Genomic DNA, 11,739 nt, shown 5'->3' with positions numbered 1-11,739 from the left:
CACTGAAGTATTGCCAGGTCCCGTTCGGTTCGCAGACCGGCCTCGAGCGGGTTGGATGATCAGCGCTCGGCGGGTTCCGGGGGTGGGGGTGCGGCCTGTTGGTGGGCGCCCGACGGGGCGGTGCCGTTGTGGCGGGGCGACGCGGGGGACTCGGACGTCACGTCGGTCCAGCTCGGAGTGGGTTCCTTGCGGCCGCGGAGGTGGAGAGTGTCGTGCAGGGTCCACTGTTTGCGCTCGGCGTCGGAGGCGGCGTCTATGACGGCCTGACTGGCGAGGATGCGGCGGGGAACCAGTTTCGCCTCGGTGGTGAGGCGGGCGGCCTCGTTGACGGCGTCACCGATGACGGTGAATTCGAGGCGGGTGTCGGTGCCGACGTCACCGGCGAAGACACAGCCGCGCGCGATGCCGATGCCGACCTCGAGTTCACCCAGCGCCGCCACCTCGTCGCGGATGCGGCGGGCGGCGACCAGGGCGGGGGTGGCGTTGTCGTCCAATGCGATCGGCGCACCGAAAATGCACAGCGCCGCATCGCCTTCGAACTTGTTGACCAGGCCGTGGTTGTCCTCGGTGGCCGCCACCACGATGGTCAGCAGCCGGTTCAGCTTGGCCACGAAATCGTGCGGGGCGAGTTCGGTGGCCATGGCGACCGAACCGGTCACGTCCACGAACAACGCGGTCGCCTCCCGCATGTCGCCGGTCAGGCTGGGACTGCCGGACAGCGCGCGCTCCGCCACCTCCTCGCCGACGTGCCGGCCGAAGACGGTCCGCATGCGCTCGCGCTCATTGAGATTGGCGGCCAGCTCGTTCACCGAATGCTCGAGCCGCCCGATCTCGCTGGTGCTGTTGATGGTGACCCGCGCCTCCAGATCGCCGTGCGCGATCCGGTCGAGCGCGTCACGCAGGGTGTGCATGGGGGTGGCCACCGCGCGAGCCAGGGCCGCCGTCGCCACCACACCCGCCGACAGGCCGACGATGGCCAGATAGATGCCGGTCCGGATGCGGTCATCGGCGTCGGTGGACGGATCCGCGAGCACGGTGATCAGCATCAGCAGCGGCACCGCGCCCGCCACCGCGAAGGTGACCACCACGCGTGCCAGCACGGTGTTGCTCCAGTGCGCGGTCTCGTCGAGCACTTCCGCCACCACCGGAATGGTCGGCCGGATCAGCCGGTCCACGATCAGATAGGTGAGCGCCGCCGACTCCAGCCCGCCGAGGGTGAACATGGACAGCACCACGGGGAAGCTGCGGTCCTCGGTGGCGTGCGCGAAGATCGCAGCCGCCACGATCACGCCCGGCAGCCAGATGGCCAGCGCCCGGATGGTGATCGCGAGCGGCAGCCGCAGCAGTCGCCGCGCCTCGTGTTCGGTGGGCGGCCGATGCTGATCCAGCCAGCCGAAGTAGTGCCGCCGATCGCGCACCGCGAGCACGATGCCGGCGAGCGCGCCGATGGCCGGATAGATCGATACCCCGATGAAGGTCGAGATCCAATTCGAACCGAGCCGGCCCAGGAATCCGCTCAGGAACAGTTCGGTGGTGATCACCGCGAGGCCGCCGAGGTTGCACGCCATGACGACAGCAGAAAGACCCCCCGGCGCCCGCAGCGCCCACAGGATGAGTCTGCTGGTCACGTCGCAGACTTTAGAGACCTTTCGGGGGAGATTGCACGTTTGTGGGCAATTACTCCGTCAGCTCAGCACTACCAGCCAGACCGCGATGTAGTGGCACAGCGCGGCGACGACCGTTGCCGCGTGGAAGAACTCGTGGTGCCCGAAGACCTCCGGCCACGGATCCGGCCAGCGCGACGCGTACAGGATCCCGCCCACGCTGTAGGCGATCCCGCCCGCGAGCAGCAGAATCACCGGTGTCCAGCCCACATTCGCGATGAGCGTCCCGGCCACCGGGACGATGGCCCACCCCAGCAGCAGATACAGCGGCACCCCGACCCATCGAGGTGCGGTGGGCCACAGCATCTTCAACGCCACCCCCGCCAGCGCACCCGCCCACACGATGCCCAGCAGCACGTTTCCCGCGGCGCCGCGCACCCCCAGCAGCGCGAACGGGGTGTAACTGCCCGCGATGAAAAGGAAGATCATCGAATGGTCGGCCCGCTTCATCCACATGCGGGCGCGGTCGGTCTTCCAGTTCACCCGGTGATAGGTGGCGCTGATCCCGAACACCCCGCACACGGTGATCCCGTAGACCAGTGTCGACCAGGCGGCTCGAGCCGACACCGTGCTCGCGACCGACACCAGCACGATCACCGCGATGGCGGCGACCCCGACGGCCCAGGCATGGATCCAGCCGCGCAGGCGGGGCTTGATGAGAGCCAGTTCGTCGCGGACGGTTTCGACCAGACCCGCGGTGTGATCAACGGGCTGCACGCTGTCGGCCATATGTTCCTCCTCGGTAACCTACGGTACCGTAGGTTGTCTCGGCGCCCGACCGCCGGCCGGTGGGAAAGTTTCTACGGCTCTTTCGACCGGCAAAATACGCGGGGAGGCGGGTGAGCGTAGGGTTGCGGCCGTGAAGTTCGTGGGTCAGGTGCGTGGACTCCCATATCGCGTATACGAGGCACGGCTGGCCAAGCAGCTGGCGGGTAAACAACATCCGCGGCATGTCGCAGTCATGTGTGACGGCAATCGACGCTGGGCCAGGGAGAACGGGTTCAGCGACATCTCGCACGGCCATCGGGTCGGTGCGCTGAAGATCGCTGAACTGGTCGGCTGGTGTGGCGAGGCCGGCATCGAGATGGTGACCCTCTACCTGCTCTCCACCGAGAATCTGCGCCGCGATTCCGACGAACTCGACACGCTTTTCGAGGTCATCACCGACGTCGTCGACGAACTGTCTGCGCCGGAACAGGATTGGAGCGTCCGCATCGTGGGCGCGCTCGATCAGCTGCCCGCCGAGTTCGCGCGCCGGCTCAGCGAGGCCGCCAAGAGCACCGAGGGCCGCACCGGCGTACACGTCAACGTGGCCATCGGCTACGGCGGCCGCCAGGAGATCGCCGACGCGGTGCGTTCGCTGGTCCGCCAGGAGATGGACGCGGGCGAGACCGGCGAGGATCTGGTCCAGTCGATCACCGTCGACGCCATCGGCCAGCATCTCTACACCTCCGGCCAGCCCGACCCGGATCTGGTCATCCGCACCTCCGGTGAGCAGCGGCTGTCCGGATTCCTGTTGTGGCAGAGCGCGTATTCGGAGATCTGGTTCACCGAGGCGTACTGGCCGGAGTTCCGGCGCGTGGATTTCCTGCGCGCCCTGCGCGATTACGCGGCCCGGCACCGCCGGTTCGGCGTCTGACCACCTCTGTTATCTCGTACTCCGGTGACTGTGTCACAGGAGTACGAAGCGAGAATGTTGTGGGTGATCCCGCAACAGTCGGTCAACGGTTCCGTTGCAGTGCAACGGCTTCGACGTTCGCGGGCGGGTCGCTGCCGTACCGTCTGGTGCTATGAGCGAGCTGCGTGATGAGTTGGGTGGCCCGGTGGAATCCCAGGTAGTCGCGGTCCCGTACCTGAGTTACGAGGAGTTCGGCCGGAGATTCCTGGAGTACGCCGCCTCGCCGGAGCGGATCGCGGGGGCGTTCGGGAAGCTCACCGGGGAGGCCTTCGAATTCGGGCCGATCGGCGCGGGCCCGGGCAAGCTCGCCAAACTCTCGGCGACCGTGCGGCTCGGGCAACCCCGCCTCGATCGCGAAGTGGACGGCATCATCTCGTTCGATCTGGTGATCCCGCTCAAGGTGGACCTGCTCATCGACCTGGCCGTGGACCGCTACCCGTTCCGCGTGGACGGCACCATCCACCTGCACCTCACGGTCCGCACCGCCGAACCGCTCCGGGTGCTCATCGAGATCGCCGAACCCCAGCCCAGCAATGTCCGCATCAATGTGGCCAGCGCCACCCGCCGCGGCGAACTGCTGCGCATCATCGCCAGCGTGGATCACGAGATCCGCCGTTTCGTGGCGCGCTACATCGCCACCGAGATCCGCAAACCCCACATCCAGGCCGCCACCGACATCGATGTGGGCGCCCGGCTGGACGCCGCCTGGACGCTCTGACCTACAACCCTCCACCCGGTGCCTCGCCGCGGACACGCGGCGAGGCACGAGATTCAGAGTTTCCGCAACCGCAGCCGGTTGATGGTGTGGTCGGAGTCCTTGCGCAGCACCAGGGTCGCGCGCGGCCGGGTCGGCAGGATGTTCTCCACCAGGTTGGGCCGGTTGGTGTTGTGCCAGATTTCCTTGGCCTGGTTGGTGGCTTCCTGATCGTTGAAGTTCGCGTAGTGGTGGAAGTGCGAATTCGGATCCTGGAAGGCGGTCTTGCGCAGCGACAGGAAGCGCTGCACGTACCACTTCTCGATGTCCTCGATGCGGGCGTCGACGTAGACCGAGAAGTCGAACAGGTCCGACACCATCAGGCGCGGACCGGTTTGCAGCACGTTGAGGCCCTCGACGATGAGGATGTCGGGCTGGCGCACGCAGTGGTATTCGCCGGGCACGATGTCGTAGGCGATGTGCGAGTAGACGGGCGCGCACACCTCGTGCGCACCGGATTTCACCTCGGTGACGAAGCGCAGCAGTTTGCGCCGGTCGTAGGACTCCGGGAAGCCCTTGCGGTGCATGATGCCGCGCCGGGTGAGTTCGGCTGTCGGGTAGAGGAATCCGTCGGTGGTGACCAGATCCACCCGAGGATGGTGGTCCCAGCGCGCCAGCAGCGCCTGCAGCACGCGCGCGGTGGTGGACTTGCCGACGGCCACCGAGCCCGCCACGCCGATCACGAACGGCACCTGGCGGTCGGGGTGGGTCTCGCCGAGGAAGGTGGCGGTGGCGGCGAACAGTCGCTGCCGGGCCGCGACCTGGAGGTGGATGAGTCGGGCCAGCGGGAGGTAGACCTCGGCGACCTCCTCGAGGTCGATCTGCTCACCGAGACCACGCAGGCCGACCAGTTCTTCTTCGGTCAGCACCAGGGGAGTCGCCTTGCGCAGGGTGCGCCACTGCTTGCGGTCGAATTCCACGTAGGGGCTGGGCTCGCTCATCCGTGCCATTACTCGTGTCCTTGCATTCGACACTCGTGTCCTGGGATCTGACACTCGCCTCGCGTCGCCAACACTCCACGCATAGCCGAATTGTGCTCGGCTCCAACAGGGAGGTGAACACCAGGTGTTGCTACTGGCCGGTAACCAGAGTGGGATGGGCCACATCACAGAGGCCGGGCGTGTCGGGTGAGGCTGTGAGACAGGCTGATCCGGGCCGAAGTGCGCCGGTCACGCGGCCGGGACGGCGAAGGCGAGCGCGCTGCGGATGACGAAGGCGAGCGCTCTGCATAGGGTCGGGGCATGGCAGCGCATCCCTTGGTGACCGATTATCTGCGCCTCGGCTTGGCATTCGACCGCCTCGAAGAGGGCTTCGTCGACGCCTACACCGGCGACCCCACCCTGCGCCGCGAGGTCGAGAACGCGCCCATGCCCGAGCCGCGCGACCTGGCGCACCGCGCCGCCGGCCTGCGCAAGGAACTCCCCGACGCCGGACTGTCCGTGGAACGCGTCGAGTTCCTGGACGCGCACCTGCGCGCGCTGGAATGCTCCGCACGCAAATTCGCCGGCGAGGACATCTCCTTCATCGACGAGGTCCGCGCCTACTTCGACGTGGACATCGCGCCAGGCGACACCGAGGACTACCGCGAGGCGCACCGGCAGCTCGACGAGGTGCTGCCCGGCGACGGCCCGCTGCTGGACCGCATCTCCGCGCACCGCCGCCAGGACGAGATCCCGCCCGAACGCTTGAAGGAGTGCGTGGCCGCCTTCTCCGGCGCGCTGCGCGAGCTGGTCCGCGAACGCTATCCGCTGCCCGACAACGAGCACGTGGAATACGAAGTGGTGGGCGACAAGCCGTGGTCGGGCTTCAACTACTACCTGGGCAACTACCAGTCCCGGGTGGCCATCAACTCCGACCTCAAGCAGCACCTGTCGCAGCTGCCGCACCTGATCGCGCACGAGTCCTACCCGGGACACCACACCGAGCACTGCCGCAAGGAGGCCGGGCTGGTCGGCGGCGGGCAGGACGAGCAGACGCTGTTCGTGGTCAACACCCCGCAGTGCCTGATGGCGGAGGGGCTGGCGGATCTGGCCCTGAAGTCGATCGTCGGCCCGGGCTGGGGCCGCTGGGCGCAGGAGATCTACGCCGACCTCGGACTGCGTTTCGATGGTGAACGTGCCGAGCGGATCTCGACCGCGTCGGCGAATCTGCTGAGTGTTCGCCAGGACGCCGCGCTGCTGCTGCACGATCGGCGGCGCGACTCCACGGAGGTCGCGGAGTACCTGCAACGCTGGAGTCTGGTCACGCCGGAGCGGGCCACGCAGTCGCTGCGCTTCCTGTCCTCACCGCTGTGGCGGGCCTATATCTCCACCTATGTGGAGGGCTATCGATTGCTCGGCGGCTGGCTGGATCGGGCGGCCGATGCGGCGGAACGGTCCGAGCGATTCCGCCGCCTGTTGGACGAACCCCTCACACCCGGCGCGATCCGCCGCATGTGAGGGGTACTCCCCGAAGGTCCGGAAGGGTCAGGCGCCCCAGGCGGTGCAGGACGCGCCGCCGCTGGACGCGGTGCACAGCGTGCGCAGCAGGGTGAAGAGGATGTCGGTCGGGCCACCGGTAGCGATGTTGAACAGCATGTGATCAATTCCTCGAAATCTGGGTAGGGCCAAGGACACTGACCTATCTGGGTCAGCCGTGCGTCACCTTACCGAGATTTGTTGCTCCGCCATAGCCTGTATCTGTGATTCTGTCCACTCGAAGGAGTGTTAACGCGGTTGGCTAGGATGGCAGGACCGCGACTGGCGCACTCGAGGTGGAAGTAACCACCGGGAAGCACCCCAAGTCCGGCACCGCGCGCCTGGGTGCCTGGCGATCCCCGAATCCCGATTCGGGGTACCCGGACGACGGAGGTGCGCCATGCACGATTCCCAGAACCCACTGACCGACTCCGCGTCGGCGGCCAATACACTCGGCGGCGTGACGATCCAGACGAGCGCCTCTGTGAACAGCCAGTCCCTCGCCGAACTCGACCCCGAGGTCGCGGCCGCGATGGGCGGCGAACTCGCTCGCCAGCGCGACACCCTCGAGATGATCGCCTCGGAGAACTTCGTGCCGCGCGCGGTGCTGCAGGCGCAGGGCAGCGTGCTCACCAACAAGTACGCCGAGGGCTACCCGGGCCGCCGCTACTACGGCGGTTGCGAGAACGTCGACGTCGTCGAGGATCTGGCCCGCGCCCGCGTCAAGGAGCTCTTCGGCGCCGAGTTCGCCAACGTCCAGCCGCACTCGGGCGCGCAGGCCAACGCCGCCGTGCTGTCCGCGCTGATGAACCCGGGCGAGAAGCTGCTCGGCCTGGACCTGGCCCACGGCGGCCACCTCACCCACGGCATGCGCCTGAACTTCTCGGGCAAGCTGTACGAGGTGCACGCCTACGGCGTGTCCAAGGAAGACCACCGCGTCGACATGGACGAGGTTCGCAAGATCGCCCGCGACACCCGCCCGAAGGTGATCGTCGCCGGCTGGTCGGCGTACCCGCGGCAGCTGGACTTCGCCGCCTTCCGTGAGATCGCCGACGAGGTCGGCGCGTACCTGTGGGTCGACATGGCGCACTTCGCCGGTCTGGTCGCGGCCGGGCTGCACCCGTCGCCGGTGCCGCACGCCGACGTCGTGTCCTCCACCGTGCACAAGACCCTGGGCGGCCCCCGCTCCGGCCTGATCCTGGCCAAGCAGGAGTTCGCCAAGAAGCTGAACTCCGCGGTCTTCCCGGGCCAGCAGGGCGGCCCGCTCATGCACGCCATCGCCGCCAAGGCCGTGGCCTTCAAGATCGCGGCCGGCGAGGAGTTCAAGGAGCGCCAGGAGCGCACCATCTCCGGCGCCAAGATCCTCGCCGAGCGTCTGACCGCCGCCGATGCCAAGGAGAAGGGCATCACCGTGCTCACCGGCGGCACCGACGTGCACCTGGTCCTGGTCGACCTGCGCAACTCGCAGCTCGACGGCCAGCAGGGTGAGGACCTCCTGCACGAGATCGGAATCACCGTGAACCGCAACGCGGTTCCGTTCGACCCGCGCCCGCCGATGGTCACCTCCGGCCTGCGCATCGGCACCCCGGCGCTGGCCACCCGCGGCTTCGGCGACGAGCAGTTCACCGAGGTCGCCGAGATCATCGCGGCCGCCCTGACCGGCTCCGCCGACCTGGACTCGCTGCGTCAGCGGGTGTCCAAGCTGGCCCAGGAGTTCCCGCTCTACGAGGGCCTCGAGGACTGGCGCCTGCTGGGCTGACCCGCCGCCGAAAGACCATGAGCCCGCCGCGATCTCACGATCGCGGCGGGCTCTCGTCGTTCAGAAGGACCAGAACTTGCGCGGGCCGCCGGTGAGCTGCGGGGCGTCCGCGGAGACGGTGGCTATCAGCTCTTTCGGGTGCGGGTTGACCCAGTTGCGTTCGGTGGAGCCGTCACGGAAGACGACGGTCGGGACGGTTTCGTTGCCGTCGGCGACCGAGCGGACGAAAGCGGCCGCGTCCGGGTCCTGCCAGATGTCCACCTCGCGGTGAATGATGCCGTGCCGGTTGAGGACCCGGCGCATGCGCGAGCAGTACGGGCAGCCCGGGCGACGGTAGACGATCAGTTCCGGCGTGGCGTCGGCGGTCATCCCCGGAGTGTAGGGCCCGCGTCGGCGGAACGGCCTATGCTGCAAGGGGATCGGAGGCGGGGATGGCGACCACCGTATTGTTGCTGGGCTTGAAGTCGGCAGTCGTGGAGGAGGTGCGCGAGCGGGTCGCGCTACCGGAGGTCGACATTCGCGCGGGCACCGGCTTGACGGATCTGCGGGACACCCTGGCGGTGACGGCCGTCGATCACGTGATCATGGGTGCGGGGCTGGACCTCGAGGATCGGCTGCGGATGGTGCGCGCCGTCTTCGAAGCCAGTGACCGCACCACCGTGCACATGAAGGACTTCGCCTCGGGGCCGGAGGGTTTCGTGCCGTTCGTGCGTGCCGTGCTCACGGGATTGCACGGCACGCCGCTCCGCGAATCCTGACCTGGGCGCCCGAGTCTGCCGGCTCAGGCGTGTTTGGTGAGGTAGTCCAGGTACATCGGGCGCAGCACCTCGCCCAGTTTTCCCTCACCGGCGTGGAAGTAGTCGTCGAGCAGGGCCGCGGTGTTCCAGATGTCGACTTCGCCCTCGCCCTGTTTGCCCGCGGCGACCTCGGCGCCGGGAATCGCCTTGAGCAGTTGCCACAGGAATTTGACGTCGCCGCGGCGGGCGGCAAGCTTCACGGCGCGGTCGTGCAATTCCTTGGTGGACAGGGTCGCCAGATCCGGGGTTTCGGCCATGATCTCGACTGTAATGGAGGCCATGACACAGCAGCCGGGGTACCGGGTGAAGCGCGTGTACGACGACCCCGATCCGGCCGACGGCCGACGGGTGCTGGTGGACCGGCTCTGGCCGCGCGGGGTCAGCAAACAGCAAGCGGCCATTGACGAATGGGCCAAAGATGTGACGCCGTCGAACGAGCTGCGCAGGTGGTATCACGCCGCGCCGGAGACACGCCGTGCGGAGTTCGAGCGCAAGTATCGAATCGAGCTCGGCGCGGACCTGGCCCGGGAAGCCCTGGCACACCTCCGGTCCGAGGCCGCGGCCGGGCCGTTGACCCTGGTCACGGCCACGAAAGAACCCGGGCACAGCCACGTTCCCATCCTGCTCGATGAACTGGGCGAAACGCGCAGAGCGGACAGGCGTTAACGCGATCTTCACCAATGTGCCCGACAGAGCAGAAGCCGGAACGCGAATTCGGCGGTAGCGTCGGGAGTGCGGGCCGCGTAGGTGTGGCTCGTACGGGAGGTCCTGATCGTGACTGAGCAACTCAGTACGAGGGGGCCGGCACCCGGCCCTCGGGTCGTACGACCCCAAGGCTGACCGGCCCAGCGAGAACGCTCGCGCGGTGTCGCGCGAGTGGCAAAGGAGCCCACCGTGACTGATGCACGCTCCGTCAACGCTCCCACCAGGGACGCCAGCTCCGACCAGAGCCCGCGGCCCACGACACGGGGAGTTCGCGCCTCGCAGTCGTCCGATTCCGGACCGAAAACCTTCGTAGTCGACACGTCGGTGCTGCTGTCCGACCCCTGGGCCCTGACCCGCTTCGGCGAGCACCACGTGGTGCTGCCGCTCGTGGTGATCAGTGAGCTCGAGGCCAAACGCCACCACCACGAACTCGGCTGGTTCGCTCGCGAGGCGCTCCGCATGCTGGACGACATGCGGCTGGCGCACGGTCGGCTCGATCAACGGGTGCAGGTCGGCACCCAGGGCGGGACACTCCAGGTGGAGTTGAACCACACCGACCCCGCGGTACTGCCCGTCGGATTCCGTACGGACAGCAACGATTCCCGCATCCTGGCCTGCGCGCTCAACCTGGCCGCCGAAGGGCAGCGGGTCTCGCTGGTGTCCAAGGACATTCCGCTGCGGGTCAAGGCCGGCGCGGTCGGCCTGCAGGCCGAGGAATACCACGCGCAGGACGTCGTCATCTCCGGATGGACCGGAATGATGGAGCTCGAGGTGGCCGTCGCCACCGTCGACAAGCTCTACGCGGAATCGATCATCGATCTCGACGAGGCCCGGGACATGCCGTGCCACACCGGGATTCGGATGGTCAGCCCGCGCGGCAGCGCACTGGCCCGGGTGACGCCGGACAAGCGGCTGCAACTGGTGCGCGGCGACCGGGAGGCCTTCGGGCTACACGGCCGCTCCGCCGAGCAGCGGATCGCGCTGGACCTGTTGCTGGACGAGACCGTCGGCATCGTCTCGCTCGGCGGACGAGCCGGCACCGGCAAATCCGCGCTGGCGCTGACCGCCGGACTCGAGGCGGTGCTCGAACGCCGCACGCATCGGAAGGTGGTGGTGTTCCGTCCGCTCTACGCGGTGGGCGGACAGGAGCTCGGTTATCTGCCGGGCTCGGAGGCCGACAAGATGGGGCCGTGGGCGCAGGCCGTCTTCGACACCCTGGAAGGGCTGGCCAGCCCGGAGGTGATGGAGGAGGTGCAGGCGCGCGGCATGCTGGAGGTGTTGCCGCTCACCCACATTCGCGGGCGCTCGCTGCACGACTCCTTCGTGATCGTGGACGAGGCGCAGTCGCTGGAACGCAATGTGCTGCTCACCGTGCTGAGCCGGTTGGGCAGCGGGTCGCGGGTGGTGCTCACCCACGACGTCGCCCAGCGCGACAACCTGCGGGTCGGCCGGCACGACGGCGTGGCCGCCGTGATCGAGAAGCTCAAGGGACACCCGCTGTTCGCGCACGTCACCCTCACCCGCAGTGAGCGGTCGCCGATCGCGGCGCTGGTCACCGAGATGCTGGAGGAGTTCGGGCCCAACTCCTGACGCCCGGTAGATAGCAAACCCGCCCGGCCGGAGCGCGACTCGCGCTCCGGCCGGGCCAATTTGCCGGCAGAGCGATTTCAGCGGCGGGAGCATCACCTGGGCGACCGTCACCGAGAAGTAGCGGTTCGCGCTCCCCGGGGAGCCGGTGGCCGGCCCACAGCGATCGGCGTCACGCATCGCCTGCTGGTGGCCGGGCGTCCGAACCGTTTCGGTCGCGCCCGGGGGAGACGCCCGCACCTCATGAAATCAGCGCCTACGGCCACGACCGCGATGCCGGGCGCGGCCATAGCGATGGCAAATACTTGCCGAAGATCCCCGCGTTTGCCGATCAGCCGC

General features: G+C 68.0%; 12 protein-coding genes and 1 riboswitch. Of the genes, 7 read left to right on the top strand and 5 right to left on the bottom strand.

The features are described 5' to 3' along the window. Positions 1-59: 59 nt before the first annotated feature. Both ACYVKL_RS15180 and trhA read right to left on the bottom strand, forming a co-directional pair. Complete coding sequence (locus ACYVKL_RS15180) at positions 60-1,628, bottom strand: adenylate/guanylate cyclase domain-containing protein (RefSeq protein WP_379163640.1); 1,569 nt, start codon at positions 1,626-1,628, stop codon at positions 60-62. A 57-nt stretch (positions 1,629-1,685) separates the two neighbouring features. Then, the gene (gene trhA / locus ACYVKL_RS15175; protein ID WP_379163637.1) at positions 1,686-2,393 is read right to left on the bottom strand and encodes a PAQR family membrane homeostasis protein TrhA; all 708 of its coding nucleotides are present in this window, start codon (positions 2,391-2,393) and stop codon (positions 1,686-1,688) included. Between the two features lie 130 nt (positions 2,394-2,523). Here trhA and ACYVKL_RS15170 point away from each other — a divergent pair, with 130 nt between their 5' ends. Together ACYVKL_RS15170 and ACYVKL_RS15165 are read left to right on the top strand one after the other, a co-directional pair. Beyond that, positions 2,524-3,303, top strand: a complete 780-nt coding sequence (locus ACYVKL_RS15170) for an isoprenyl transferase (RefSeq protein WP_213559556.1) — start codon at positions 2,524-2,526, stop codon at positions 3,301-3,303. 151 nt (positions 3,304-3,454) lie between these two features. Then, positions 3,455-4,060, top strand: coding sequence for a hypothetical protein (locus ACYVKL_RS15165; protein ID WP_213559557.1), 606 nt, complete (start codon positions 3,455-3,457; stop codon positions 4,058-4,060). Between the two features lie 53 nt (positions 4,061-4,113). Here ACYVKL_RS15165 and coaA read toward each other — a convergent pair whose 3' ends face one another. After that, on the bottom strand, positions 4,114-5,046 hold the full coding sequence (gene coaA, locus ACYVKL_RS15160; RefSeq protein ID WP_213559558.1) for a type I pantothenate kinase: 933 nt from the start codon (positions 5,044-5,046) through the stop codon (positions 4,114-4,116). 291 nt (positions 5,047-5,337) lie between these two features. Between coaA and ACYVKL_RS15155 the strand changes: the two genes are divergently transcribed. Beyond that, positions 5,338-6,534 (top strand): DUF885 domain-containing protein, encoded by a 1,197-nt coding sequence (locus ACYVKL_RS15155; RefSeq protein ID WP_379163633.1) that lies wholly within the window; start codon positions 5,338-5,340, stop codon positions 6,532-6,534. A 286-nt stretch (positions 6,535-6,820) separates the two neighbouring features. Continuing rightward, a riboswitch (ZMP/ZTP riboswitch) is annotated at positions 6,821-6,906 on the top strand. Positions 6,907-7,012: 106 nt separating this feature from the next. Then, a complete protein-coding gene (gene glyA / locus ACYVKL_RS15150) occupies positions 7,013-8,311 on the top strand; it encodes a serine hydroxymethyltransferase (RefSeq protein WP_281423535.1) in 1,299 nt (432 codons plus the stop codon). Positions 8,312-8,371: 60 nt separating this feature from the next. Here glyA and ACYVKL_RS15145 read toward each other — a convergent pair whose 3' ends face one another. Beyond that, positions 8,372-8,680, bottom strand: a complete 309-nt coding sequence (locus tag ACYVKL_RS15145; protein WP_379163629.1) for a glutaredoxin domain-containing protein — start codon at positions 8,678-8,680, stop codon at positions 8,372-8,374. 62 nt (positions 8,681-8,742) lie between these two features. Here ACYVKL_RS15145 and ACYVKL_RS15140 point away from each other — a divergent pair, with 62 nt between their 5' ends. Further along, entirely contained in the window at positions 8,743-9,069 is a 327-nt protein-coding gene (locus ACYVKL_RS15140) for a hypothetical protein (RefSeq protein WP_379163626.1), read from the top strand. 23 nt (positions 9,070-9,092) lie between these two features. On the opposite strand, the gene ACYVKL_RS15135 is transcribed toward ACYVKL_RS15140, so the two are convergent. Next, on the bottom strand, positions 9,093-9,365 hold the full coding sequence (locus ACYVKL_RS15135) for a hypothetical protein (protein WP_379163624.1): 273 nt from the start codon (positions 9,363-9,365) through the stop codon (positions 9,093-9,095). Between the two features lie 22 nt (positions 9,366-9,387). On the opposite strand from ACYVKL_RS15135, the gene ACYVKL_RS15130 reads away from it, so the two are divergent. Together ACYVKL_RS15130 and ACYVKL_RS15125 are read left to right on the top strand one after the other, a co-directional pair. Continuing rightward, the gene (locus tag ACYVKL_RS15130) at positions 9,388-9,774 is read left to right on the top strand and encodes a DUF488 domain-containing protein (RefSeq protein WP_379163621.1); all 387 of its coding nucleotides are present in this window, start codon (positions 9,388-9,390) and stop codon (positions 9,772-9,774) included. 228 nt (positions 9,775-10,002) lie between these two features. After that, positions 10,003-11,403: a PhoH family protein gene (locus tag ACYVKL_RS15125; RefSeq protein ID WP_379163619.1), complete on the top strand. Its 1,401-nt coding sequence runs from the start codon at positions 10,003-10,005 to the stop codon at positions 11,401-11,403. Positions 11,404-11,739 lie beyond the last annotated feature (336 nt).

This window comes from Nocardia tengchongensis, from assembly GCF_054781395.1.
Note: the sequence above shows the minus strand (reverse complement) of the source record. Positions and strands in the feature narration are given on the sequence as shown.

Bases quoted from the DNA above. Each gene is read 5' to 3' on its own strand.
- ACYVKL_RS15145 (WP_379163629.1), bottom strand. From the start codon at position 8,680: ATGACCGCCGACGCCACGCCGGAACTGATCGTCTACCGTCGCCCGGGC.
- ACYVKL_RS15140 (WP_379163626.1), top strand. From the start codon at position 8,743: ATGGCGACCACCGTATTGTTGCTGGGCTTGAAGTCGGCAGTCGTGGAG.
- coaA (WP_213559558.1), bottom strand. From the start codon at position 5,046: ATGGCACGGATGAGCGAGCCCAGCCCCTACGTGGAATTCGACCGCAAG.
- trhA (WP_379163637.1), bottom strand. From the start codon at position 2,393: ATGGCCGACAGCGTGCAGCCCGTTGATCACACCGCGGGTCTGGTCGAA.
- ACYVKL_RS15130 (WP_379163621.1), top strand. From the start codon at position 9,388: ATGACACAGCAGCCGGGGTACCGGGTGAAGCGCGTGTACGACGACCCC.
- ACYVKL_RS15135 (WP_379163624.1), bottom strand. From the start codon at position 9,365: ATGGCCGAAACCCCGGATCTGGCGACCCTGTCCACCAAGGAATTGCAC.
- ACYVKL_RS15155 (WP_379163633.1), top strand. From the start codon at position 5,338: ATGGCAGCGCATCCCTTGGTGACCGATTATCTGCGCCTCGGCTTGGCA.
- ACYVKL_RS15165 (WP_213559557.1), top strand. From the start codon at position 3,455: ATGAGCGAGCTGCGTGATGAGTTGGGTGGCCCGGTGGAATCCCAGGTA.